Origin of the sequence: Pedococcus badiiscoriae (assembly GCF_013408925.1) — a bacterium.
Taxonomy (GTDB): Bacteria; Actinomycetota; Actinomycetes; order Actinomycetales; family Dermatophilaceae; genus Pedococcus; species Pedococcus badiiscoriae.
On the sequence record NZ_JACCAB010000001.1, the window covers coordinates 3,245,762 to 3,270,553 of the forward strand.

Below are 24,792 nucleotides of genomic sequence, written 5' to 3' on the forward strand. Positions count from 1 at the left end.
GTGACCGAGCAGACGCCCGAGCCCGACACCGAGCCCGACTCCACCCCGACTCCCGCCCCCGAGGCCGCCCCCGAGGCCGCAGCGGCGCCGGAACCCGACGCTGCCCCCGAGGCCGCTGCACCCGCGCCGAAGCCGGTCCCGCGGCCGATCCCGAAGCCGGGCCCCGTGCCGACACCGGCGGCGGTCCGCAAGGTCGCCCACCCCCAGCCTGCCGCCCTGACGGTCGCCGCGCCGCCCGGGCCGCCCTCGGAGACCTTCGGACGCGTCGGCGAGGACGGCACGGTCTTCGTCCGCACCGCCGACGGGGAGCGCGAGGTGGGTGCCTACCCCGGAGCCACCCCCGACGAGGCCCTGCACTACTTCGCCCGCAAGTACGACGAGCTCTACGCCTCGGCGGAGCTGCTCCACCAGCGGCTGACCACGACGGACCTGTCGGCCAAGGACGCGGCCGAGGGCCTGGCCAAGCTGCGCGAGCACTGCACGGGGGCCAACGTCGTCGGCGACCTCGCCGCCCTCGACGCCAAGGTCGAGGAGATCGCAGCCCTGGTGGCGGCGCGCAAGGCCACCGAGTCCGCCGAGCGCAGCGCGGCGCGGGCCGCGGCGGCGGTCGAGCGCGAGGCGATCGTGGCCGAGGCCGAGAAGATCGCCGGGCAGCCCGAAGCCAAGATCCAGTGGAAGACCAGTGGCGCCCGGATGCGCGAGCTGCTCGACACCTGGAAGAAGCACCAGCGTGAGGGGGCTCGCCTCGACCGGGAGACCGAAGGCGCCCTCTGGCAGCGGTTCAGCCAGGCCCGCAACTCGTTCGACAAGGCCCGACGCGTCCACTTCGCCCAGCTCGAAGGCACCCAGGCCGAGGCCAAGGCGGCCAAGCAGGAGCTCGTCAAGGAGGCCGAGGCCCTCTCGACCAGCACCGACTGGGGCCAGACGGCCGGCGCCTTCAAGCGACTGATGGACCGCTGGCGTCAGGCCGGACGGGCGTCGCGGTCGGACGACGACGCCCTGTGGGAGCGCTTCAAGGCCGCCCAGGACGCGTTCTTCTCGGCGAAGGACGAGATCGCGGCCAAGGATGACGACGAGTTCCGCGGCAACCTGGCCGTCAAGGAGGAGCTGCTCAAGGAGGGCCAGTCGATCCTCCCCGTCAAGGACCTCGAAGCCGCCAAGGCCGCGCTGCGCACGTTGCAGGACAAGTGGGATGCAGCCGGCAAGGTGCCCCGCGGCGACGTGGAGCGGATGGAGAAGGGGATGCGCCGCATCGAGCAGGCCGTCCGTGACGCCGAGGACCAGCGCTGGAAGCAGTCCAACCCCGAGGTCGCTGCCCGCGCCCAGAGCATGGTCGACCAGCTCGAGGCCTCGGTCTCGGCACTGCGCGACGACCTCGCCAAGGCCCAGGCCTCGGGCAACGAGAAGAAGGTCAAGGACGCCCAGGCCAAGCTCGAGGCCCAGGAGCAGTGGCTGGCCCAGGCCCGCGGCAACGTCGACGAGTTCGGTTCCTAGGCGCGTTCGGGCCGGGACGGCGCGGAGCTACGCCTTTGCGGCGGTGGCCTTGGTCCCCGTGATCCGGTAGACGTCGAACACCCCGTCGATCTTCCGGACGGCCTTCATCACGTGCTCGAGGTGGCTCGGGTCACCCATCTCGAAGGTGAACTTGCTGATCGCGACCCGGTCGCGCGAAGTCTGCACGGAGGCGGACAGGATGTTGACGTGCTGGTCCGACAGCACCCTCGTCACATCGGACAGCAGGCGGTTGCGGTCCAGCGCCTCGACCTGGAGCTGCACGAGGAAGACCGACGCCGACGACGGCGCCCACTCGACCTCGATCATCCGATCCGGTTGCGAGAGAAGGGATTCGGCGTTGGTGCAGTCGGTGCGGTGCACGGACACCCCGTTGCCCCGGGTGATGAACCCCATGATCGGGTCACCCGGCACGGGCGTGCAGCACCGGGCCAGCTTGACCCACACGTCGGCCGTGCCGACCACGACGACACCCGGGTCGCCGGTGCGCCGCCGCATCGACCGCGTCGGCGTGGTCGCCTCGGCGAGGTCCTCGGACGCGCCCTCCTCGCCCCCGAGGGAGACCACGAGCCGGCCCACCACGTGCTGGGCGGACACGTGCCCCTCGCCCACCGCGGCATACAGGGCGTCGATGTCCTGGTAGCGCAGCTCGGAGGCGAGGCCGGTCAGCGTCTCGACGGTGAGCAGCCGCTGGAGCGGCAGGCCCTCCTTGCGCATGGCACGGGCGATCGCGTCCTTGCCGGTCTCGATCGCCTCCTCACGGCGCTCCTTGGAGAACCACTGCTTGATCTTGTTGCGGGCCCGCGGCGACTTGACGAACGTGAGCCAGTCGCGGGAGGGGCCGGCTCCATCAGCCTTGGAGGTGAGCACCTCGACGACGTCGCCGTTCTCGAGGGTCGACTCGAGCGGGACGAGCCGGCCGTTGACGCGGCCGCCGATGCAGTGGTGGCCCACCTCGGTGTGCACCGCGTAGGCGAAGTCCACCGGGGTCGCGCCGGCCGGCAGCGCCACGACCTCGCCCTTCGGCGTGAAGACATAGACCTCGCGGGCGTTGATCTCGAACCGCAGTGAGTCGAGGAACTCCCCCGGGTCGGCGGTCTCCTTCTGCCAGTCGAGCAGCTGGCGCAGCCAGGCCATGTCGTTGATCGGGCCCGTCTCGCCGTCCTTGGCCCCGGCGGCCGGCGCCGTGCCGTCCTCCTTGTACTTCCAGTGCGCCGCGACGCCGTACTCGGCCCGGCGGTGCATGGTGTGGGTGCGGATCTGGATCTCGACGGCCTTGCCCTCGGGGCCGATGACGGTGGTGTGCAAGGACTGGTACATGTTGAACTTCGGCATCGCGATGTAGTCCTTGAACCGCCCCGGCAGGGGGTTCCACCGCGCGTGCAGCGCCCCGAGCGCGGCGTAGCAGTCGCGCACCGAGTCGACCAGGACCCGCACCGCCACGAGGTCGTAGATGTCCTCGAAGTCGCGGCCCCGGACGATCATCTTCTGGTAGACGGAGTAGTAGTGCTTGGGTCGGCCCGTCACCGTCGCCTTGATCTTCGCGCCCCTGAGGTCCTCGCTGACCTGGTCGCGGACCCCTGAGAGGAACTCCTCGCGCGCCGGCGCGCGCTCGGCCACCAGCCGCACGATCTCGTCGTACACCTTGGGGTAGAGCGTCGCGAACGACAGGTCCTCGAGCTCCCACTTGATGGTGTTCATGCCGAGCCGGTGCGCCAGCGGGGCGTAGATCTCCAGCGTCTCGCGGGCCTTGCGCTGGGCGGACTCCACCGACACGTACCGCCAGGTCCGGGCGTTGTGCAGCCGGTCGGCCAGCTTGATCACGAGCACCCGGATGTCTCGGGCCATCGCGACGACCATCTTGCGGACGGTCTCGGCCTGGGCCGCGTCGCCGTAGGTCACCTTGTCCAGCTTGGTGACACCGTCGACGAGCATCGCGACCTCGCGGCCGAAGTCCTTCTCCAGCTGCGTGAGGCTGTATGCCGTGTCCTCCACCGTGTCGTGCAGCAGCGCCGCGGCCAGGGTGGCCGGCGTCATGCCGAGCTCGGCCAGGATGGTGGTCACGGCCAGCGGGTGGGTGATGTAGGCGTCGCCGGACTTCCGCGTCTGGCCCCGGTGCGCCTCCTCGGCGACGACGTAGGCGCGCTCGATGACGGTCAGGTCAGCCTTCGGGTGGGTGGCTCGCACCGTCTGGAGCAGTGGCTCGAGGACCGGGTTGAGCGGACCTCCGCGACTACCGAAGCGGGCCAGTCGGGCGCGGACGCGGCTCGCCGAGGACGCACCGGTGGGTACCGGTCCGGTGACGACGTCCTCGGTCATGCTGGAAGCCTACGGGACCACCACGGTGGCGTGGATCTCACGTCCTGCGAGCCGCTGCCGTCCGGGCAGGAACGCGAGCTCGACGAGCGTCTCGAAGGCCACGACGGTGGCCCCCACCTGGTCGAGCAGTCGGCACGCCGCCTCGGCCGTGCCTCCGGTGGCGAGCACGTCGTCGACCAGCAGGACCCGCTCGCCGCCCACGAAGGCGTCGCTGTGGATCTCGATGGTGGCCGTCCCGTACTCGAGGTCGTAGGTCAGTCCGACGGTGTCGCCGGGCAGCTTGCCCGACTTGCGCACCGGCACGAAACCCACCCCCAGCTCGTGGGCCAGGGCTGCGCCGAAGATGAAGCCACGCGCCTCGATCCCGACGACGACGTCGATGCTGCCCCGGCGCCGGTCCGCCATGTCGCGGATGACGGCGCCGAAGACCTCGGGGTCGGCGAGCACGGGGGTGACGTCCTTGAACAGGATCGCCGGGCTGGGGAAGTCGGGGATGTCGCGCAGCCGCGCGGTGACGCGCTCGGCGAGCGTCTGGCTCACGCTGCGACCCCAGCGCACGTGGGCTGGTTCACCGTCGCGACTTCGGGGGGCGCTTCGGCTGGTTGCGCGGGCCGCTCGTGGCGTACTTGTGCGTCTCCCGGACGACACCCGCCTGACGGCCCACCGCTGGGACCGAGTCACGGGCGGCGCCCGCAGCGGCGAGCTCCTCCGCGTCCGGCTCGTGGGGGACGGGTGCCGCATCCGACGAGGAGACGACGCCACCGTGACGGGCCTGGTAGCGCAGGGCCTTCTTCCCGAGGTCCACGACCGCCGGCTCCTTCAGGCGCAGGTGCACCAGCAGCGGGGTGGCGATGAAGATCGAGGAGTAGGCGCCGACGGCGATACCGACGAACAGAGCCAGTGCCAGGTCCAGCAGGGTGCCGGGACCGAGGAAGACGAAGCCGATGGCCAGGATCGACCCGATCGGCAGCAGCGCGACGATCGTGGTGTTGATCGAGCGCACCAAGGTCTGGTTGACCGCGAGGTTCGCGGCCTGGGCGTACGTCATGCGGCCGTTGCCGAGCGCTTCGCTGGTGTTCTCGCGCACCTTGTCGAAGACGACGACCGTGTCGTAGAGCGAGTATCCGAGGATCGTGAGGAAGCCGATCATCGTGGCCGGGGAGACCTCGAAACCGGCCAGCGCGTAGATGCCCACGGTGATGAAGAGGTCGTGCAGCAGGGCCACCAGGCCGGCGACGGCCATCTTCCAGGTGCGGAAGTAGATCGCCATCACGATCGAGACGAGGGCGAGGAACACGGCCAGGGCCTTGAGCGCCTGCTGGCTGACCGAGGCACCCCATGAGGGGCCGACGAACGACGCGGAGACGTTGTTGACGTCGGTCTTGAACTCGGTGGCCAGCGCCGACTGCACGTCGCGGATCTCGGACTCTTTGAGCTGCTCGGTCTGCACCCTGATGGTGCCGGTGCCGACCTTGGTCACCTCGGCTGCGCCGGCGTTCGGGATGCGGCTGACAGCGGCCTTCGCCCGGGCCTCGTAGTTCGCCGAGCTCGTGACGGAGGACACCCGGAACTCCGAGCCTCCGCGGAACTCGAGGCTGAGGTTCAGCCCGTGCCAGACCAGGCCGATGATGGCGAGCAGGAAGAACACCCCTGACAGGGCGTACCACCGCTTGTAGCGACCGACGAAGTCGATCGACCGCTTGCCGGTGTAGAGGTCGTTGCCCAGTGCGGCGAAGTTGATCACAGCGCGCTCCCGTCGCTCGCGACCGAGGCGGTGGTCGGCATCGCGACCCGTCCGCGCCCGGCATACCTGGGCTTGTGTGCCTTGGCTCCCAGCCGCTCCGGGTCGAGCCCGGACCACCTGTGGCCACCACCGAAGAACTTCGTCCCGGCGAGGATCGCCACGAGCGGGTGGGTGAACATCACCACGATGAGCAGGTCGATCAGGGTGGTGAGTCCCAGGGTGAAGGCGAACCCGCGCACGTTGGAGGACGCGAGCACGTAGAGGACGACGGCGGCGAGGAAGTTCACGCCGTCGGCGGCGAGGATCGTGCGCCGGGCCCGGCGCCAGCCGGTGTCGACGGCGGCCCGCAGCGGTCGGCCCTCGCGCACCTCGTCCCGGATGCGTTCGAAGTACACGATGAACGAGTCCGCGGTGACACCGATGGCCACGATCAGCCCTGTCACCCCCGCCATGTCCAACCTGAAGTTGTGTGACCAGCCGAGCAGCGCGATCGCGACATAGGTCAGCAGGGCCGCGATGACGATCGACAGCACCGTGACCAGGCCGAGCGCGCGATACTGGGCCAGGGAGTACAGGAAGACGAGCGCGAAGCCGATGATGCCGGCGATCAGACCCATCCGGAGCTGCTCGCTGCCGAGGGTCGGGCTGATCTGGTCACGCGTCTGCAGGGTGAACGACAGCGGCAGGGCGCCGAACTTGAGCTGGTTGGCCAGGTTGCGGGCCGACTCGATCGTGAAGTTCCCGGAGATGCTGGCCTGGCCGTCGAGGATCGCGGCCTGGAAGTACGGCGCCACGATGACGCGGGAGTCCAGGGTGGCGGCCATCTGGTTGCGCGGCGACGGGAGGGTGACCATTCGCTTGCTCGCCTCGCCGTAGGCCTTGGTGCCCTCGGACTTGAAGCTCAGCGTGATCTCGACGGTGCTGGACGGCTGACCGTTCGCCAGGGGCCGGTAGCCCGCGGCCGCGTCGTTGATCTGGTCACCGTTCACCACGACCGGGCCGAGGATGTACTTCTCGGAACCGTCGGCGCTGCAGGTCACGAGCGGCTTGGCGGGGTCGTCGACGATCTTGTCGACCGCGGCGGCGTTGGAGCAGTCCAGCGCCTGGAAGGCCTTGGAGACGTCCGGGGTGATCCAGGCGGGGTCGCTGGCGTCCTTCGGCGTGGCGGTCGAGCCGGTCGGGGTCCCCGTCGTCGCGCCGGTCGTCGCGGTCGCGGCGCCGGTCGTCGCGGTCGCGGCGCCCGTCGGGGTGGGCGGAGTCGTGGCCTTGATGAACGCTTCGGGCAGGCCGGACTTGGCTGTGGTGGCCGAGCCGGTCGCGGTGGCGGAGGGCTTGGGCACCACGGTGCCGGGCGTGGCGGTGCCCGTGGCCGCACCGGTGGGGGCGCCGGTCGCGGTGCCGGTGCTCGTCGGGGTCGGCTGGTTCACCCCCGGGGCAGTCGCGAGGACCGGGCGGAAGCGCATCTGCGAGGACTTGCGGATGGCGTCCTCGGTCGTCTTGTCCAGGCTGGTGCCCGGGACGCTCACGACGATGTCCTCGTTGTTGCGTGTGGTCACCTCGGCGCCCGCGACGCCGTTGGCGTCGACGCGCTGGACGATGATGTCGCGCGCCTGGGTCAGCTGGTCGCTGGTGACCTTGGCGTTGCCGACCAGCACGGGCTTCAGCACGAGCTGGGTGCCCCCGTCCAGGTCGAGGCCCAGCTTGGGCTGCCACTGGGCGTCACCCCAGGTGGTGACGGCGAAGAGGAGGGCGTAGAGGCCGATGGTGAGGGCGGCCAGCGCCGACAGGACCTTCAGCGGCTTGCGGTTGTGCGGGTTGATTGCCACGTGCTGGGACCTCTACTCGGTGGTGCCGGGCGCGACCGGGCCGGTGGGCACCGTCTTGGTGCCGATGGCGCGCCGGTCGAAGCGGACGGTGACCCCGGGGCTGATCTCCAGGGTGGCGGTGCTGTCGTCGAGGGACGCGATGGTGCCGTAGAGCCCCGAGGTCGTGCAGACCTCGTCGCCGACCACCAGGGCCGCCTGCAGCGACTGGACCTCGCGCTGGCGCCGACGCTGGCTGAACACCATGAACAGGATGAGCAGCACCGGCAGGGCGAAGATCAGCAGGCTGGCGACGGGCGAACCACCGCCGGACGCCGCGACCGCCGCCAGCGTGGCCGGCATGCCTAACGTCATGGAGCAGTCCCTTCGGGTTGGGGCAGGCGGGGTGCGGCGCCACGGACTCGGGCACGCGCGAGTCCCCGGCTCCAGCCGGGGGACCGCCCGAGTGTAGGTGACGCGCGGCATACCGACCAACGTGCCCCACCGTGGCTGCGTTCCAATTGTGACCTTTGGCGCGGCAGCCGTGCACGCACGCAGGGGTGCCGTGGACGACTGGGCGATGCCGGCCGCGACCTACCCGCCGAACCGACCCTCGCCGGTGTCGAGCGGCAGGCTGGGCTGGGCCTGGTAGCCGTGCGGAGGGGTCAGACCGAGGTGCTCCCACGCCAGGGCGGTCGCGGCCCGGCCACGCGGGGTGCGGGTGATGAAGCCCTCCCGGACGAGGAACGGCTCGGCGACCGTCTCGACGGTGTCGGCCTCCTCCCCCACGGCGACGGCCAGCGTCGACAGCCCGACCGGTCCCCCGCCGAACCGCCTGCAGAGGGAGTCGAGGACGGCACGGTCGAGCCGGTCCAGGCCGCGGTCGTCGACGTCGAACAGCGCCAGGGCGGCATGCGCCGCCTCGGCGTCGACGACATCGCGTCCGTGCACCTGCGCCCAGTCGCGCACCCGTCGCAGCAGGCGGTTCGCGATGCGCGGGGTGCCCCGGGAGCGGCGCGCGATCTCGGTGATGCCGTCGGTGTCGGCAGACACGTCGAGCAGTCGCGCCGACCGCTCGAGGATCGTGACGAGGTCCTGCGCGGCGTAGAAGTCCAGGTGCCCGGTGAAGCCGAACCGGTCACGCAGCGGCGCGGGCAGCAGCCCTGCCCGGGTGGTGGCACCGACGACGGTGAACGCCGGCAGCTCGAGCGGGATGGCCGTTGCGCCGGGGCCCTTGCCGACGATGACGTCGACCCGGAAGTCCTCCATGGCGAGGTAGAGCATCTCCTCGGCCGACCGCGACATCCGGTGGATCTCGTCGAGGAACAGCACCTCGCCCTCCATGAGCGAGGAGAGCACCGCCGCCAGGTCGCCGGCGTGCTGGATCGCGGGTCCGCTGGTGATCCGGATGGGACGCTCGAGCTCGGTGCCGATGAGCATGGCGAGGGTGGTCTTGCCCAGGCCGGGCGGACCGGAGAGCAGCACGTGGTCGGGCGGAGTGCCGCGTCGCCTGGCCGCCTCGAGCACGAGCGACAGCTGGTCGCGCACCCGGGTCTGGCCGGTGAACTCGCTCAGCCGGCGAGGGCGGAGTGCCGCCTCGACGGTGCGTTCGTCGGCATCGCCGTCGGAGTCGACCACCCGCGCGGTGGCGTCGAGCGAGGAGTCCTCGAACATCTCGGAGGAGAACCCGTCGGCCATGGCCTAGCGCCCCAGCTCGCGCAGGGCCGCGCGCAGCATCGCGGAGACGTCGGCTCCTGAGGGCACGGCGTCCGCGGCCCTCGACACGGCGTCGTCAGCCTGCTTCGCGGAGTATCCGAGACCCACGAGCGCCTCGGCCACCTGGTCACGCCACGCGGCGCCCACCGCCGGCACGGCAGTCGTGGCACCGGCCCCCGCGGACGGCATCCCGAGCTTGTCGCGGAGCTCGAGGACGATCCGCTCCGCGCCCTTGCGACCGATGCCGGGCACCTTCGTCAGCGTGGTGAGGTCGGCGCTGGTGACGGCCGCCCGCAGGCGGTCGGGAGCCAGCACCGAGAGCATGGCCAGGGCGATGCGCGGTCCGACGCCGGAGACGGTCTGCACCTGCTCGAAGATGTCACGCTCGTCGTCGGACGTGAAGGCGTAGAGGGTCAGGGAGTCCTCGCGGACCACGAGGGTCGTGGCGAGCAGGGTCTCCTGACCGAGGTGCAGGGCCGACGCGGTGGCCGGGGTCGTGTGCAGCAGCATGCCGACTCCCCCGACCTCGACGACGACGCGGTCGAGACCGATGTGCCGCACCGATCCGCGGACCGAGGCGATCACCGGGCCACCGCCGCTCGGCCCACGCGCAGTCGGGCCTGCTCCGCGCGGGCGGCCTCCTGCAGCCGGCTGCTGGCCGCGCCCTGCCACAGGTGGCAGATCGCGATGGCGAGGGCATCCGCGGCGTCGGCGGGCTTGGGGGCCGACTCCATCCGCAGGATCCGGGTGACCATGGTGGTCACCTGGGCCTTGTCTGCCCGGCCCGAGCCCGTCACCGCGGCCTTGACCGAGGTCGGGGTGTGCAGCTCGACGGGCAGACCCCTGCGCGCGGCGGCCAGCAGCGGGATCGCAGAGGCCTGCATGGTCTGCATGACGCTGGCGACGTTGACGTCCGCGAAGACCTGCTCGACCGCGACCGCGTCGGGCTGGAACCGGTCGAGCCAGGTCTCGAGCTCGGTCTGGAGGTGGAGCAGCCGCCGGGCCGTGGGCTCGGTCGCCGGGGACCGCACGACGCCGACCGCGACGAGCCGGACCTGTCGGCCACGACCGCCTTCGACCACCCCGATGCCACACCGGGTCAGGCCGGGATCGACCCCGAGTACGCGCACGACTGCTGCTCCCTCATCTCCGACCTGGCGTTTCCGAACAAGTGTTCGGTTCGAACGCTACACACCGGTCCGCACCGACGAGCGCAGCAACACGCGCCTACTCGTCGTCGTCCTCGATCTCGGCGAGCACTTCGTCGCTGATGTCGCCGTTGGCGAAGACGTCCTGCACGTCGTCGGAGTCCTCGAGGGCCTCGATGACCCGGATCATCTTGCGCGCGCCGTCGGCGTCCAGCGGCACCTTGAGGTTCGGCACCCACGACGCCTCGGCCGAGTCGTAGTCGATCCCGGCGTCCTGGACGGCCTTGCGGACGGCGACGAAGTCGGTGGCCTCGGAGATGATCTCGAACGCGTCCCCGAGGTCGTTGACCTCGTCGGCCCCGGCCTCGAGGACGATCTCGAGGATGTCGTCCTCGGTCTTGTCGCCCTTGGGGACGACGACGACGCCCTTGCGGTCGAAGACGTAGGAGACCGAGCCCGGGTCGGCGAGCTGGCCGCCGTTGCGCGTCAGGGCGGTGCGGACCTCGGCAGCCGCGCGGTTGCGGTTGTCGGTCAGGCACTCGATGAGCACGGCGACCCCGCCCGGGGCGTAGCCCTCGTAGGTGATGGTCTCCCAGTCGGCGCCGCCTGCCGTCGCACCGGACCCGCGCTTGACCGCGTTGTCGATGTTGGTGTTGGGCACCGACGTCTTCTTGGCCTTCTGGATGGCGTCGTAGAGCGTGGGGTTGCCGGTCGGGTCACCGCCGCCGGTGCGGGCCGCGACCTCGATGTTCTTGATGAGCTTCGCGAAGAGCTTGCCGCGCTTCGCGTCGATGGCAGCCTTCTTGTGCTTGGTGGTTGCCCATTTGCTGTGGCCGCTCATGCGTTGCCTCTCACGATCTCGACGAACAACTGGTGGAACCGGTGGTCACCGGTCACTTCCGGGTGGAAGGAGGTGGCCATCAACGACCCCTGACGAACGGCGACGATCCTACCTGCGGCGGGACCGTCCTCCACGCGGGCCAGCACCTCGACCCCCTCGCCCACTTCCTCGACCCACGGCGCCCGGATGAACACGGCCCGCATCGGCGCACCGCCGATCGCCCGGATGTGCAGGTCCTCCTCGAACGAGTCCACCTGGCGGCCGAACGCGTTGCGCCGCACCGTGATGTCCAGCCCTCCCAGGGTCTGCTGGTCGGCGCGCGCGTCGGCGATGCGATCGGCGAGCATGATCATCCCCGCGCACGAGCCGTAGGCCGGCATACCGGCTGCCAGGCGCGCGCGCAGGGGGTCGCGCAGGTCGAACGCCCGGACCAGCTTGTCCATGGTGGTCGACTCGCCCCCCGGGATGATGAGGGCATCCACCGCGTCCAGCTCGGAGGTCCGACGCACAGTGGCCCCGCGGGCACCCGCCTGCTCCACGGCATGCAGGTGCTCCCGCACATCTCCCTGGACGGCGAGGACTCCGATGGTCGGCTGGGCGCTCACGCCCGGAATGCTACGTCCGGCTGGACCGCCGCCCTGCCCCACCCCGGCCGCGACCTACAGTGGCCGCATGCGGGAGCAGGTGCTCGAGGTGGTGGTGCGCGAGCGCACCACGCAGGACATCCCCGTCCTGGCGGAGGTGCTGGCCGCGCAGCAGCCGGTCTCCGGTTACCCGCAGAACTGGCCGCTGCCGTTCCCCGTCGAGTCGTTCATCGCCCGGGCTGACGAGGACGCGGCCTGGGTCGCCGAGCTCGACGGCCGGGTCGTCGGCCACGTCGCCGTCTCACGGGTCGAGCCCGGGCTCGAGGCCGACCTGTGGACCGCTGGGACGGGGCGGCCCCGGACAGAGCTCGCCGCGGTGGCCGTCCTCTTCGTCGACCCCGAGGTCGGCGGTCGCGGGGTGGGCAAGGCGCTCCTGGCTACGGCCGTGTCGGCGATCCGCGCCTCGCGCCGCGTCCCCGTGCTGGACGTCGTGCAGGAGACCGCGTCGGCTGTCGAGCTCTACCGGCGCAGCGGCTGGCGGGTGGTCGGTGAGGGCCGCCCGTGGTGGCTGCCCGACGACCACCTGCCGGTGCTGTTCATGGCGCTGCCCGACTGACCGGCACCACGACTGACCGGCACGGCACCGTGGCGGGCCCTGACCAGAGCGTCGCGCGCGCCGGTAGGTTGCGGACATGACCGACCTCGCCAGCCGCGCCGCAGCCCTCGACGCCGAGCACTCCTCCACCGACCGGCGCAGCGCCTTCCGCATCCCCGACGGGGTCATCTACCTCGACGGCAACTCCCTCGGTGCGCTCTCGGTCGCCGCCGCCGAGACGGCCGCCGACGTGGTCTCCCGGCAGTGGGGCGAGCAGCTCATCCGGGCGTGGAACGAGTCGGACTGGTGGGGCGCTCCCGAACGCGTCGGCGACCGGATCGGGTCACTCGTGGGGGCCGGCCCGGGCCAGGTCGTCGTGACGGACTCGACGTCGGTCAACCTCTTCAAGGCCATCGTCGCGGCGTCCCGCATGCGTCCCGGCCGGAGCACGGTCCTCACCGACCCCGACTCCTTCCCCACGGACGTCTACATCGCGCGGTCGGCCTGCGAGCTGCTCGGCCTGACCCTCGAGCTGGTGCCGACCCCCGAGGCGCCGGCGCGGATCGCGGAGCTGGGTGAGTCCCTGGCACTGGCGGCCTACTCCCAGGTCGACTACCGGACCGGTGAGCAGTGGGACCTGCCGGCCCTGACGCGGGCCGCGCATGACGTGGGTGCGCTGGTCTGCTGGGACCTGTGCCACTCGGCCGGGGCGATGCCGGTCGGGCTCGACGAGGGTGGGGCCGACCTCGCGGTGGGCTGCGGCTACAAGTACCTCAGTGGCGGTCCGGGCGCGCCGTCCTTCATCTACGTCCGACGCGAGCACCTCGCGGCCTTCGACAACCCCCTCGCCGGATGGCAGGGGCACGCCGACCCGTTCGGGATGTCCACCGACTACGACCCCGCGGCGACGATCACCCGGGCCCGGGTCGGCACCGCTCCCCTGCTCAGCCTGCTCACGCTGGAAGCTGCGCTCACGGCCTACGACGGGCTGTCGATCGAGGAGGTGCGGGCCCGGTCGCTGTCGCTGACCGGGCTGTTCATCGAGGCGCTCGACGCCCTGGGCGTTGACCTTCCCCTGGCCACGCCGCGCGAGGACGCGCGGCGCGGCTCGCAGGTGAGCCTGCGCCACCCCGAGGCGTATGCCGTGGTGCAGGCGCTCATCGCCCGTGGCGTCATCGGGGACTTCCGGGAGGCGGACATCGTCCGGCTCGGCTTCAGCCCGCTCTACCTCTCGCACGCCGACGTCGTCGCCGCCGCCGAGCACCTCGCCGCGGTGCTCGAGGGGCGGGAGTACGAGCGCGACGAGTTCCGCGCCCGCAGCACCGTCACCTGACGGCGCTGCGAGGCGGGATCGCTGCTACCAGCCGCGCTCGGAGAGCCGGTGCGGCTCGGGGATCTCGTCGACGTTGAGGCCGACCATGGCCTCGCCCAGGCCGCGCGAGACCTTGGCGATCACATCGGGGTCGTCGAAGAACGTGGTGGCCTTGACGATCGCCTCGGCGCGCTGGGCCGGGTTGCCGGACTTGAAGATGCCGGAGCCGACGAAGACACCCTCGGCACCGAGCTGCATCATCATCGCCGCGTCGGCCGGGGTCGCGATGCCACCGGCCGTGAAGAGCACGACGGGGAGCTTGCCGGCCTCGGCGACCTCCTTGACGAGCTCGTACGGGGCCTGCAGCTCCTTCGCCGCGACGAACAGCTCGTCCTCGGGGAGGTTCTGGAGCTTGCGGATCTGCTGGCGGATCTGGCGCATGTGGGTGGTGGCGTTGGAGACGTCCCCGGTGCCGGCCTCACCCTTGGAGCGGATCATCGCCGCCCCCTCGGTGATGCGGCGCAGGGCCTCACCGAGGTTGGTCGCACCACAGACGAAGGGCACCGTGAAGGCCCACTTGTCGATGTGGTTGGCGTAGTCGGCCGGGGTCAGCACCTCGGACTCGTCGATGTAGTCGACGCCGAGGGACTGCAGCACCTGGGCCTCGACGAAGTGACCGATGCGGGCCTTGGCCATGACCGGGATCGAGACGGCCTCGATGATGCCGTCGATCATGTCCGGGTCGGACATCCGGGACACGCCACCCTGGGCGCGGATGTCGGCGGGGACCCGCTCGAGGGCCATGACGGCGACGGCGCCGGCGTCCTCGGCGATCTTGGCCTGCTCGGCGTTGACGACGTCCATGATGACGCCGCCCTTGAGCATCTCGGCCATGCCGCGCTTGACGCGTGACGTGCCGGTGGTGGGCTGCGTGGCGGGGGTGGTGCTCTCGGCGGACATGGCGGACCTACTCCAGATCTGTTCAGGGCGCAGCGCAGGGAACGCGCTTCAGGCCCAATGTTAGTTGGTGCGGGACGGCCTGCCGACCGCGGCCAGCGCGCGGATCACTCCCGCACGGCCGGCGGCAGCTCGTCGTCGAACTCGACCGTGCGGGGCAGGTCGGCGTGGCCGGCGAGGCGGAACCAGCGGACGACCCCCTTGCGCCGGACCCGCTGCACGTCGGTGACCGCGTCGTTCAGGAAGCGCCTGGCCAGCTGCACCCGGATGCCGGCCGCCTCCACCCGCTGGAGGCCACTGACCCCGAGCGCCCCGGCCTCCGCGCCGCGCAGGGTGCCCACGACGTCCGCCGTGAGCGCCGCCTGGAGGGCGGCCGTCAGGTCGTTCTCCAGCTCCTCCCTCCCGCCGAACCGCTGGCCGTCGAGGAGGTCGTCCTCGAGAGCGCGCTCGTTGTGGGCCTCGAGGGACCCGGATGCGGCTCCCGCGAGCATGAAGGCGCTGGCGGGGTCGAGCAGGCCCGAGTTGGCCAGCTCGAGGGTCGCCTCGGCGCGGCGCACGAGCTGGGCGTCCAGCGCGGACAGCGCGCCCTCGGCCCGGGTGTGCAGCCGGTCGAGGCGGGCCGCGTTGTAGGACAGGTACCAGGCGACACCGATCAGCACGGCCACGACCACGACGCCCCACGTCAGCCAGTCCATCAGCCCTCTCCTCCCCTGCGACCGCGCAGCAGCCGCGTCCATCTCGTGTCGGCGACCGGGTCGGCGCGGGAGTCCTCCGAACCGTGCGTGACCGTGTCGTAGACCGCCATGACGTCCTCGGCGACGACCGACCAGTCGAACACCCACGCCCGGCGGTGTCCGGCCTCGCCGAGCCGTGCGCGCTCCGCAGGGTCGCCCAGCAGGCGCAACAGCTGCCGAGCCAGGTCGGCCCCGTCCTCGCTGGTGAACGTCGCCCCGGCCTGTCCGCCGTCGAGGACCCGGACGAACGCCGGCAGGTTGCTCGCCACGACCGGCGCTCCGGCGCTCATCGCCTCGACCAGCACGATGCCGAAGCTCTCTCCCCCGGTGTGCGGCGCGACGTAGAGGTCGACCGATGACAGCAGCACGGCCTTGTCGTCGTCGCTGACCGTGCCGAGGAAGTGGGTGGCAGCGGCCACGGCCGGGTCGAGGCGCTCTCGAGCGGCCTGCACGTCACCGGGCCCGGCCACCAGCACCCGAGTCCCGGGATACCTGGCCAGGACGGCCGGCAGGGCCGCGGCCAGCACCGGAAGGCCCTTGCGCGGCTCGTCGATCCGCCCGAGGAACGCGATGGTGGGGGCGGACTCGGTGCCCGTCCACTCGGCGGCAGGCAGGGCATCGGCGAACCGGGAGACGTTGACCCCGTTGGGGATGACGACCGCATCCCCTCCCAGGTGGGTGGTGACGGTCCGCCGGGCATCCTCCGAGACGGCGATCCGGCCGTTGATCTTCTCCAGGCTCGGGCGCAGCAGCGGGTAGGCCGCCTGCATCGCGCGGGACCGCAGGTTCGACGTGTGGAAGGTGGCCACCACGGGGCCCTCGGCCGACCACAGGGCCAGCAGCGCGATGCTGGGCGTCACGGGCTCGTGGATGTGCAGCACGTCGAAGTCGCCCGCCTCCAGCCAGCGGCCGACCCGCGCGGCGGTCAGCGGCCCGAAGTTCAGCCGGGCGACGGAGCCGTTGTACCGCACCGGAACGGCGCGGCCGACGGACTCGACGTAGTCGGGCAGGGGGGTGTCCTCGTCGGCCGGTGCGAGGACCGAGGCGTGGTGTCCCTGGCCGAGGAAGTGCTCCGCGAGGTCGCGGACGTGGTACTGCACTCCCCCGGGCACGTCGAAGGAGTAGGGGCAGACGATGCCGATCCTCATACGAACACCCGCTGGAGCATGTGCCAGTCGGCGGTGTGCTCCACGATTGCCGTGCCGAGCACGTCGGCGCAGGCCTGCGTCATCGCGACCGCCTTGGCCCGGGTCGTGCCGGTCGAGGGCACCTCGACCCGGTCGTGGAAGGTGATGACGATGCGGTGCCGCCAGGTCGAGGTGTCGAGCCGCTCGTAGTGGATCGACACGGGGTGCAGCGCCGCGCCGGAGCCCAGCGCCAGCGCCGCCGGTCCAGCGGCCATCTTCGACCGGTGGCCACACAGGTCGACCTCGATGCCGCGGTCGGTCAGGTCGCGGTCCGCCAGCAGCGGCATCAGCACCGGTGCGGCGAGGTGGCCCCGCAGCTGCGCGAACACGTCCCCGCCACCGGTCAGCGGCAGGATCGTCATCCCGAGCGACTCCCGGAAGGCGAGGAACTCGGCATACACCTCCTCGGGCTCGAGGCGTTCGGCGACGGTGACGACGGGCGCGAGCTCCTTGGTACCCCACGCGCCGGCCAGGTCCCAGTTGCCGAGGTGACCGAGGAAGCACACGACCGGTCGTCCCGCCGCGAGCTCGGCCCGCACCGGCCCGTCGCCCTCCACCCGCACCATGGCGGCGACCTGCTCAGCAGTGCGGTCGGGAAGCCGGAACGCCTCGCAGTAGTAACGCAGGTAGGAGCGCATGCCCGCGCGCACCAGGGCATCGAGCCCGGCGTCGTCGAGCTCGGGCCGCACCGTCGCGTAGTTGCTCCGCAGGCGCTGCACGCCCTTGCCACCCCGGGCGACGGTCAGGTCCGCGATCTGCTCGAACACCGTGTATGCCGTGCGCTCGGGCAGCATCCGCACGGTGCGCCACCCAAGGCGGTAGCCGCTGACGGCGAGGAGGTCGCCGAGGCCGGTCATCTCGGGCGGCCGCTCAGGAGGCTTCGACCAGGGCTTGCCGACGCACGAGCAGCATGCGCTGGAACACCGTGACGAGGCTGGCGACGGCGAGCAGGGCAAGCACGACCGTGAGCACGACCTCGGGCAGGCCCAGACCCACCAGCCCGGTCACGGCAAGCACGGCGACGAGCCGGTCGGCACGCTCCGCGATCCCCACGTTCGCGGTGAACCCCAGACCCTCTGCGCGGGCCTTGGCGTAGGACACCACGCTGCCCAGGATGAGGCAGGCGAGCGCGAGCACGGCCATCAGGAAGTTGGCGCCGCTGCCGGCATACCAGAGCACGAGGCCTCCGAAGATGGCGGAGTCGCCGACGCGGTCCAGCGTGGAGTCGAGGTACGCCCCCCACTTGCCGGAGCGGCCGGACATCCGCGCCATCACGCCGTCGACGGTGTCGGAGAAGACGAAGAGGGTGATGACCAGGGTGCCCCAGAAGAACTCGTGCCGGGGGTAGAAGGCCAGGGCGCCGACGCACACGCCGATCGTCCCGACGATCGTCACGATGTCAGGGCTGATCCCCAGCGCGAGGAACAACCGGGCGACCGGCGTGAAGATCCTCGTGAAGAGGGCGCGTGCGTACTTGTTGAGCATGGTGGGGTCAGCCTACTGAGGCCGGGCCGCCGACCCTGCAACCCCGCTGTCGGACGGTTTCGTGGGAGCGCATGCCGGGGTGCCGCCGGGAAGGGCGTACCGGTGGTCCGCCACCCACGTGTAGACCCGCCCGGCGACCCAGCTGATCCCCGGCAGCGTGACGAGGTGGCCCAGCGGCCGCCACAGCGGGGCGCCGTGCTTGAGACCCTCGGCGATGGCCAGGTGGGCGGACGCGACGCTCCCGTCCGGGCGGACGAACTGCGCGGCCTCGATGCAGTCCTGCTCGGTGAGCCCGAACCGACCGAGGTCGACCTGCTGCCACGGCTGGATGTCGTACCGGCTCCGGCGGTCCACCCACCGCGTGGCGAACCGGGCACTGGTCGTGCAGAACCCGCAGTCGCCGTCGAAGATGAGCAGCCCCCGCGCCCGTCCCGAGCCTGTCCTCGTCACCGCGTCCATGTCCCCCACTCTGTCACCCACCGACCCCGGGCCATGCGGCGACCAGGCGCGAGCGGACGTCCTCGAGCAGCATCGGCAGGGCCTTGGTCTGCCCGATGACCGGCAGGAAGTTCATGTCGCCGCCCCACCGCGGCACGATGTGCTGGTGAAGGTGGGCCTGGACGCCCGCGCCGGCCACGGCGCCCTGGTTCATCCCGATGTTGTAGCCGTGCGGGGCCGACGCCGCGTCGATCGCGGCGATGACCTGCTTGGTGAGCAGGGTGAACTCGGTCGTCTCCTCGTCCGTCAGGTCGACGTAGAGCGAGGCGTGGCGGTAGGGGCAGACCAGGACGTGACCGGGGTTGTAGGGGAACAGGTTCATCACGACGAAGCAGGTGGTGCCGCGGTGCACGATGAGCCCGGCCTGGTCGTCCTTGGCCGGCGCCGCGCAGAACGGGCAGCCGTCTCCCGCGTCCTCGCTGGGACGCTCCCCCGTCACGTACGCCATCCGGTGCGGGGTCCACAGCCGCTCGAAGCCGTCACGCGTCCCCGCGAAGTCCGTGTCGGGCTCCATCGCGTCGCCCCTGCTCAGACCCATGCTCAGACCTGACGACGTGAGGCGACGGCCTCGACGACCTCCGCGATCGCGTCCGCGATCGGCACCCCGTTCTTCTGCTCGCCGTTGCGGTAGCGGAACGACACCGCGCCTGCGCTGCGGTCCTCCTCGCCGGCGATGAGGGTGAACGGTACCTTGGACTTGCTCGCGTTGCGGATCTTCTTCGGGAACCGGTCGTCGCTCTCGTCGAGCTCGACCCGGATCCCCTTGGCCTTCATCTGCGAGAGCACGTCCCAGAGGTAGTCGTTGAACTCGTCGGCCACCGGGATCCCCAGCACCTGCACCGGGGACAGCCACACGGGGAACGCCCCCGCGTAGTGCTCGACGAGCACGCCGATGAACCGCTCGATCGAGCCGAACTTCGCCGAGTGGATCATCACCGGCTGCTTCCTCGAGCCGTCGGAGGCCTGGTACTCGAGGCCGAACCGCTCGGGCTGGTTGAAGTCGTACTGGATGGTCGACATCTGCCAGGTTCGCCCGATGGCGTCGCGCGCCTGCACCGAGATCTTGGGCCCGTAGTAGGCGGCTCCACCCGGGTCGGGCACGAGCTCGAGCCCGGACTCGGCGGCGACCTGCTCGAGGACGGAGGTGGCCACCTCCCACTGCTCGTCGGAGCCGATGAACTTGTCCTTCTTGTCGCCCTCGGTGTCACGGGTCGACAGCTCGAGGTAGAAGTCGTCGAGCCCGAAGTCGCGGAACAGGCCGAGGCAGAAGTCGAGCAGGTGCTTGACCTCGCCGGGCGCCTGCTCGGCGGTGACGTAGGAGTGCGAGTCGTCCTGGGTCATGCCGCGCACCCGGGTGAGGCCGTGCACCACGCCGGACTTCTCGAACCGGTAGACCGAGCCGAACTCGAACAGCCGCAACGGCAACTCGCGGTAGGACCGACCGCGCGAGCGGAAGATGAGGTTGTGCATCGGGCAGTTCATCGCCTTGAGGCGGTACTCGGTGCCCTCGAACTCCATCGGCGGGAACATGGTGTCCGCGTAGTACGGCAGGTGGCCCGAGGTGTGGAACAGGCCGTCCTTGCTGATGTGCGGGGTCCCGACGTACTCGAAGCCCTCCTCGATGTGGCGGCGACGGACGTAGTCCTCCATCTCGCGCTTGATGATCCCGCCCTTGGGGTGGAACACGGCCAGGCCCGACCCGAGCTCGTCGGGGAAGCTGAAGAGGTCGAGCTCGGCGCCCAGCTTGCGGTGGTCGCGCTTCTCGGCCTCGGCGAGCCGGTCGAGGTAGGCCTTGAGCTCGTCCTTGGTCGGCCAGGCGGTGCCGTAGACGCGCTGGAGCTGCGGGTTCTTCTCACTGCCCCGCCAGTAGGCGCCGCCGCTGCGCATCAGCTTGAACGCGTTGCCGAGCACCTTGGTCGACGGCACGTGGGGACCTCGGCAGAGGTCGCCCCAGGCCCGTGACCCGTCGCGCTTGAGGTTGTCGTAGATGGTGAGCTGGGCCCCGCCGACCTCGACGTCGGCTCCTTCGGCGGCATCGCCGGCTGCTCCGCCCTTGAGCCCGATCAGCTCGATCTTGTAGGGCTCGTCGGCCAGCTCGACGGCGGCCTGCGCGTCGGTGACCTCGCGGCGCGCGAAGGTCTGGCCCTCGTTGACGATGCGCTGCATGACCTTCTCGAGGGCCTTGAGGTCCTCGGGGGTGAACGGCTCGGCGACGTCGAAGTCGTAGTAGAACCCGTCGCGCACCGGCGGACCGATGCCCAGCTTCGCCTTGGGGTTCACCTCCTGGACTGCCTGCGCCAGGACGTGGGCGGCGCTGTGCCGCAGCACGTCCAGCCCGTCCTGCTCCTGCGCGGTCACCGGCTCGACGGCGTCGCCGTCGGCCAGCACGTGCGCGAGGTCGCGCAGCTCACCGTTGACGCGGGCCACGAGGACCGCCCGGTCCCCCTCGAACAGGTCGGCAGCGGTCGTCTGCTCCGGCACCGATCGCTCGCTTCCGGCGACGGTGACGGTGATCTGGGCAGACACGGTGCTCACTCCTGGTGATGGGACGACTGGGTATGCCGCGTGCACAGGCGCGCAGGCGGCATACCGATGCTATCGGCCGGGTGTGCGCACCCGCGCGCGAGTTGTTCCGGACCGCGGAAAGCCCTCTCAGAAATCTTGACTCGTTCCAGAAACGAGACCAGACTGCGGAACGTGACCTCCCCGCCCGTCGTCCACGCAGACGACCTGCCGCAGCAGCTGCGGGGCGTGGGCCTTCGGGTGACCCGACCCCGGGTGGCGGTCCTGCGGGCCGTGCACGCGCACCCCCACTCGGACACCGACTCGCTCATCGCCGCGACGCGACGGGACGTGCCGGAGGTCTCCCACCAGGCCGTCTATGACTGCCTCCAGGCACTGACCCGCTCCGGTCTGGTGCGTCGCATCCAGCCGCCCGGCTCGGTGGCGAGGTATGAGTCCCGGGTCGGGGACAACCACCACCACGTGGTCTGCCGGTCCTGCGGGGCGATCGCCGACGTCGACTGCGCGGTCGGCGCGGCTCCGTGCCTCGATCCCTCCGACACCCATGGCTTCGCCATCGACGAGGCCGAGGTCGTCTACCGGGGCCTGTGCCCCACCTGCTCAAGCCAGCCCGACCGAACCACCTGACCGAACGAACCACCCGACCCACCCGATCCCACCCGCCCGATCCCACAGCCACATCCCACACAGCCACATCCCACACAGCCACAGCCAGCACGTCCGGAAGGAAGTCATGTCCGACCACGCACCCCACAGCGGGGACCACGAGACCGAGCTCGCCGAGATGAACGAGAGCACGCAGAAGTGCCCCGTCGCGCACGGGCGGGCCCCCGAACCGGTCCAGGGTGGCAGCACCCGCGGCTGGTGGCCCGATCGCCTCAACCTCAAGATCCTGGCCAAGAACCCTGCCGTCGCGAACCCCTACGGCGAGGACTTCGACTACGCCGAGGCGTTCAGCTCGCTCGACCTGGCGGAGGTCAAGCGCGACATCGCCCAGCTCCTCACCACCTCGCAGGACTGGTGGCCGGCCGACTTCGGTCACTACGGGCCGCTGATGATCCGGATGGCCTGGCACAGCGCGGGCACCTACCGCGTGCAGGACGGACGTGGCGGTGCGGGCGCCGGGCAGCAGCGGTTCGCCCCGCTCAACAGCTGGCCGGACAACGCCAACCTCGACAAGGCCCGCCGGCTGCTGTGGCCCATCAAGAAGAAGTACGGCCGCAGCCTCTCCTGGGCCGACCTCATGGTCCTCACCGGCAACGTCAGCCTGGAGTCCATGGGCTTCACGCCCTTCGGCTTCGCCGGCGGCCGCGCGGATGTGTGGGAGCCCGACGAGGACGTCTACTGGGGTCCGGAGACCGAGTGGCTCGGCGACGAGCGCTACACCGGTGACCGCGAGCTCGAGAGCCCCCTGGCCGCCGTCCAGATGGGCCTGATCTACGTCAACCCCGAGGGCCCCAACGCAGACCCCGACCCGCTCGCCTCCGCCCGTGACATCCGCGAGACGTTCAAGCGCATGGCGATGAACGACGAGGAGACGGTCGCGCTCATCGCGGGGGGCCACACCTTCGGCAAGACCCACGGCGCGGCCGACCCCGAGAAGTACGTCTCCGACGAGCCGGAGGGCGCGGGACTCGAGCAGATGGGCTTGGGCTGGAAGAACAGCTTCGGCACCGGCGCCGGCCCCGACACGATCACCAGCGGCATCGAGGTCACCTGGACGATGACCCCGACGCAGTGGGACAACAACTTCTTCGAGAACCTGTTCGGCTTCGAGTGGGAGCTGACCAAGAGCCCCGCGGGCGCCAACCAGTGGAAGCCCAAGGACGGGGCCGGCGAGGGCACCACGCCGATGGCGCACGACCCGTCGAAGCGCATCGCGCCCACCATGCTCACCACCGACCTCGCGCTGCGCGTGGACCCGGTCTACGAGAAGATCTCGCGCCGCTTCCTCGAGAACCCCCAGGAGTTCGCCGACGCGTTCGCCCGGGCCTGGTTCAAGCTGACGCACCGCGACATGGGCCCGCTCGCGCGCTACCTCGGTCCGGAGGTGCCCACGGAGGAGCTGCTCTGGCAGGACCCGCTCCCCGCGCGCACCGGTGAGGTCGTGACGGCCGACGACGTGACCGAGCTCAAGGCCCTCATCGCCGGGGCAGGCCTCACGGTCGCGCAGCTGGTGTCCACCGCGTGGGCGGCCGCGTCGTCGTTCCGCGGCAGCGACAAGCGCGGCGGCGCCAACGGAGCCCGGATCCGTCTCGCACCCCAGAACGGCTGGGAGGTCAACAACCCGGCCCAGCTGGCGACCGTGCTGCGCACCCTCGAGGGCGTCCAGGACGCGTTCAACTCGCGCGGCGGACGCCAGGTGTCGCTGGCCGACCTGATCGTCCTCGCCGGAGGCGTCGGCGTCGAGCAGGCCGCCCGGGCAGCCGGCCACGCAGTCGAGGTGCCGTTCACGCCGGGTCGGGTCGACGCATCCCAGGAGCAGACGGACGTGGAGTCCTTCGGCTACCTCGAGCCGCGCTCCGACGGCTTCCGCAACTACGCCGGCAAGGGTTCGCGGCTGGGCGCCGAGTACCAGCTGGTCGACCGCGCCAACCTGCTCACCCTCAGCGCACCGGAGATGACGGTCCTGGTCGGCGGCCTGCGCGTCCTCGGGGCGAACTACGACGGCTCGCAGCTCGGCGTCCTGACCGAGGCCCCCGGCACCTTGACGAACGACTTCTTCGTCAACCTGCTCGACCTCGGGACCCAGTGGAGCTCCACCTCCCCGGACGCGTCCACCTTCGAGGGACGCGACGCCTCGGGACAGGTCCGCTGGACCGGCACCCGCGCGGACCTCGTGTTCGGCTCCAACTCCGAGCTGCGTGCCCTGGCCGAGGTCTACGCCAGCGACGACGCGAAGGAGAGCTTCGTCGAGGACTTCGTGGCGGCCTGGACCAAGGTCATGGACCTCGACCGGTTCGACGTCCACCGGGGCTGACGACGACGCGCCGTGGTCGCCGCCCATCCGGTCCTGCTCAGCCGGTCCCGGTGGTGGCGGCCACGGTGGACGCCACGATCGCCGCCGTGACGGCCGCTTGGACGTCCTGGACGGCCTTGCGCACGGCCTCGGCGCCCCACTCCGCGTCGGCGACCGCCTTGCCCCGGGCACGCAGCTCGCGCCTGGGCTGGTCCGGGAAGAGCTTGGGCAGCAGGTCGACGGCGTGCAGCAGGGCGACCAGGGCAGAGGTCCGCGCGTCGGGCTTCGTGCCGGTCACCACGGCGGCATACACCCTGTCGCGGATCTCGCGCTCGACCTCGGGCCGTGCGAGCAGCCACGCGTGGGTGGGAAACACGCCGAGGACCTTGCCCTGCCGGTGGGTGAGGACCCCCTCGGCAGCCAGGTCGCCGAGGACAGCGTCCTTGAGACCTCCGGCCCTGTCCTTCCAGGCGCTCATGCCCCCGATCCGGCCGACCGCGTCCTTGGGCTTGCGGTTGTGGGCCAGCTCGGCCACCTCGGCGAGGCGGGGGTCTGCCACGGCCACGGTCTTGGTTGCGCGGACCAGCCGACCGGGCTTGTACTCCGGGTCACCCGGTTCGGTCAGCCGCAGCACCCCGTCGAAGGTCAGGTCGACGATCGCGGCGCCGGCCACGGCCGCCTTGAGCTTGGTGCTGTCGACAAGAGGCCTGCCGGACTCGTCGTCCAGGGCGAGCAGGAGGAACTCGGCGGTCAGCGGGCGCGTCGTCATGCGGCCATCGTACGAAGCGGGTCCCCTCGCGTCTGTGCTTCTGCGCCCGTGCTTCCGCCCCCGTGCTGTGTGGCCCCCTCTCGGCTCGAGCAGGTGATGGGGTTCGA

24 protein-coding genes are annotated in these 24,792 nt (G+C 71.1%); 5 read left to right on the forward strand and 19 right to left on the reverse strand.

What is annotated here, in order from left to right:
- The gene (locus tag BJ986_RS15330; protein WP_179423097.1) at nt 1-1,494 is read left to right on the forward strand and encodes a DUF349 domain-containing protein; all 1,494 of its coding nucleotides are present in this window, start codon (nt 1-3) and stop codon (nt 1,492-1,494) included.
- A 27-nt stretch (nt 1,495-1,521) separates the two neighbouring features.
- Here the strand turns inward: BJ986_RS15330 and BJ986_RS15335 are convergent, their stop codons facing one another.
- The 10 genes from BJ986_RS15335 to pdxT form a co-directional block, all read right to left on the reverse strand.
- On the reverse strand, nt 1,522-3,831 hold the full coding sequence (locus BJ986_RS15335; RefSeq protein ID WP_179423099.1) for a RelA/SpoT family protein: 2,310 nt from the start codon (nt 3,829-3,831) through the stop codon (nt 1,522-1,524).
- 9 nt (nt 3,832-3,840) lie between these two features.
- A complete protein-coding gene (locus BJ986_RS15340) occupies nt 3,841-4,371 on the reverse strand; it encodes an adenine phosphoribosyltransferase (protein WP_179423101.1) in 531 nt (176 codons plus the stop codon).
- Nucleotides 4,372-4,399: 28 nt separating this feature from the next.
- The gene (gene secF, locus BJ986_RS15345; protein ID WP_179423103.1) at nt 4,400-5,575 is read right to left on the reverse strand and encodes a protein translocase subunit SecF; all 1,176 of its coding nucleotides are present in this window, start codon (nt 5,573-5,575) and stop codon (nt 4,400-4,402) included.
- A complete protein-coding gene (gene secD / locus BJ986_RS15350; RefSeq protein WP_337795416.1) occupies nt 5,572-7,401 on the reverse strand; it encodes a protein translocase subunit SecD in 1,830 nt (609 codons plus the stop codon). The genes secF and secD overlap by 4 nt, the downstream gene beginning before the upstream one ends.
- A gap of 12 nt (nt 7,402-7,413) precedes the next feature.
- Nucleotides 7,414-7,752 (reverse strand): preprotein translocase subunit YajC, encoded by a 339-nt coding sequence (gene yajC / locus BJ986_RS15355; RefSeq protein ID WP_238338109.1) that lies wholly within the window; start codon nt 7,750-7,752, stop codon nt 7,414-7,416.
- A gap of 219 nt (nt 7,753-7,971) precedes the next feature.
- Nucleotides 7,972-9,075 carry a Holliday junction branch migration DNA helicase RuvB gene (gene ruvB, locus BJ986_RS15360; RefSeq protein WP_179423105.1) on the reverse strand — a complete coding sequence of 368 codons (1,104 nt, stop codon included), beginning with the start codon at nt 9,073-9,075 and terminating at the stop codon, nt 7,972-7,974.
- 3 nt (nt 9,076-9,078) lie between these two features.
- Nucleotides 9,079-9,678 carry a Holliday junction branch migration protein RuvA gene (gene ruvA, locus BJ986_RS15365; RefSeq protein ID WP_179423107.1) on the reverse strand — a complete coding sequence of 200 codons (600 nt, stop codon included), beginning with the start codon at nt 9,676-9,678 and terminating at the stop codon, nt 9,079-9,081.
- Entirely contained in the window at nt 9,675-10,223 is a 549-nt protein-coding gene (gene ruvC, locus BJ986_RS15370; protein ID WP_179423109.1) for a crossover junction endodeoxyribonuclease RuvC, read from the reverse strand. The genes ruvA and ruvC overlap by 4 nt, the downstream gene beginning before the upstream one ends.
- Before the next feature lie 97 nt (nt 10,224-10,320).
- A complete protein-coding gene (locus BJ986_RS15375) occupies nt 10,321-11,082 on the reverse strand; it encodes a YebC/PmpR family DNA-binding transcriptional regulator (protein ID WP_179423111.1) in 762 nt (253 codons plus the stop codon).
- Complete coding sequence (gene pdxT / locus BJ986_RS15380) at nt 11,079-11,687, reverse strand: pyridoxal 5'-phosphate synthase glutaminase subunit PdxT (RefSeq protein ID WP_179423113.1); 609 nt, start codon at nt 11,685-11,687, stop codon at nt 11,079-11,081. The genes BJ986_RS15375 and pdxT overlap by 4 nt, the downstream gene beginning before the upstream one ends.
- A gap of 67 nt (nt 11,688-11,754) precedes the next feature.
- On the opposite strand from pdxT, the gene BJ986_RS15385 reads away from it, so the two are divergent.
- Nucleotides 11,755-12,282 (forward strand): GNAT family N-acetyltransferase, encoded by a 528-nt coding sequence (locus tag BJ986_RS15385; protein WP_179423115.1) that lies wholly within the window; start codon nt 11,755-11,757, stop codon nt 12,280-12,282.
- A 76-nt stretch (nt 12,283-12,358) separates the two neighbouring features.
- Nucleotides 12,359-13,594, forward strand: coding sequence for a kynureninase (gene kynU, locus BJ986_RS15390; RefSeq protein ID WP_179423117.1), 1,236 nt, complete (start codon nt 12,359-12,361; stop codon nt 13,592-13,594).
- A 24-nt stretch (nt 13,595-13,618) separates the two neighbouring features.
- On the opposite strand, the gene pdxS is transcribed toward kynU, so the two are convergent.
- From pdxS to thrS, 8 genes are all read right to left on the reverse strand, one after another.
- Nucleotides 13,619-14,533 (reverse strand): pyridoxal 5'-phosphate synthase lyase subunit PdxS, encoded by a 915-nt coding sequence (gene pdxS, locus BJ986_RS15395; RefSeq protein ID WP_179423119.1) that lies wholly within the window; start codon nt 14,531-14,533, stop codon nt 13,619-13,621.
- Between the two features lie 104 nt (nt 14,534-14,637).
- A complete protein-coding gene (locus BJ986_RS15400) occupies nt 14,638-15,225 on the reverse strand; it encodes a hypothetical protein (RefSeq protein ID WP_179423121.1) in 588 nt (195 codons plus the stop codon).
- Complete coding sequence (locus BJ986_RS15405; RefSeq protein ID WP_179423123.1) at nt 15,225-16,412, reverse strand: glycosyltransferase family 4 protein; 1,188 nt, start codon at nt 16,410-16,412, stop codon at nt 15,225-15,227. The genes BJ986_RS15400 and BJ986_RS15405 overlap by 1 nt, the downstream gene beginning before the upstream one ends.
- Complete coding sequence (locus BJ986_RS15410; protein ID WP_179423125.1) at nt 16,409-17,308, reverse strand: phosphatidylinositol mannoside acyltransferase; 900 nt, start codon at nt 17,306-17,308, stop codon at nt 16,409-16,411. The genes BJ986_RS15405 and BJ986_RS15410 overlap by 4 nt, the downstream gene beginning before the upstream one ends.
- 13 nt (nt 17,309-17,321) lie before the next feature.
- A complete protein-coding gene (pgsA, locus tag BJ986_RS15415; protein WP_179423127.1) occupies nt 17,322-17,936 on the reverse strand; it encodes a phosphatidylinositol phosphate synthase in 615 nt (204 codons plus the stop codon).
- A gap of 12 nt (nt 17,937-17,948) precedes the next feature.
- Nucleotides 17,949-18,395 (reverse strand): thiol-disulfide oxidoreductase DCC family protein, encoded by a 447-nt coding sequence (locus BJ986_RS15420; RefSeq protein WP_179423129.1) that lies wholly within the window; start codon nt 18,393-18,395, stop codon nt 17,949-17,951.
- A gap of 13 nt (nt 18,396-18,408) precedes the next feature.
- Complete coding sequence (locus tag BJ986_RS15425) at nt 18,409-18,972, reverse strand: HIT family protein (RefSeq protein WP_179423131.1); 564 nt, start codon at nt 18,970-18,972, stop codon at nt 18,409-18,411.
- 2 nt (nt 18,973-18,974) lie between these two features.
- On the reverse strand, nt 18,975-20,960 hold the full coding sequence (gene thrS, locus BJ986_RS15430; protein WP_179423133.1) for a threonine--tRNA ligase: 1,986 nt from the start codon (nt 20,958-20,960) through the stop codon (nt 18,975-18,977).
- Between the two features lie 171 nt (nt 20,961-21,131).
- On the opposite strand from thrS, the gene BJ986_RS15435 reads away from it, so the two are divergent.
- Both BJ986_RS15435 and katG read left to right on the forward strand, forming a co-directional pair.
- Nucleotides 21,132-21,584: a Fur family transcriptional regulator gene (locus BJ986_RS15435; RefSeq protein ID WP_337795424.1), complete on the forward strand. Its 453-nt coding sequence runs from the start codon at nt 21,132-21,134 to the stop codon at nt 21,582-21,584.
- A gap of 106 nt (nt 21,585-21,690) precedes the next feature.
- Nucleotides 21,691-23,937 (forward strand): catalase/peroxidase HPI, encoded by a 2,247-nt coding sequence (gene katG, locus BJ986_RS15440; protein ID WP_420372050.1) that lies wholly within the window; start codon nt 21,691-21,693, stop codon nt 23,935-23,937.
- A 37-nt stretch (nt 23,938-23,974) separates the two neighbouring features.
- Here katG and BJ986_RS15445 read toward each other — a convergent pair whose 3' ends face one another.
- Complete coding sequence (locus BJ986_RS15445) at nt 23,975-24,685, reverse strand: GOLPH3/VPS74 family protein (RefSeq protein WP_179423135.1); 711 nt, start codon at nt 24,683-24,685, stop codon at nt 23,975-23,977.
- Between the last annotated feature and the right edge of the window lie 107 nt (nt 24,686-24,792).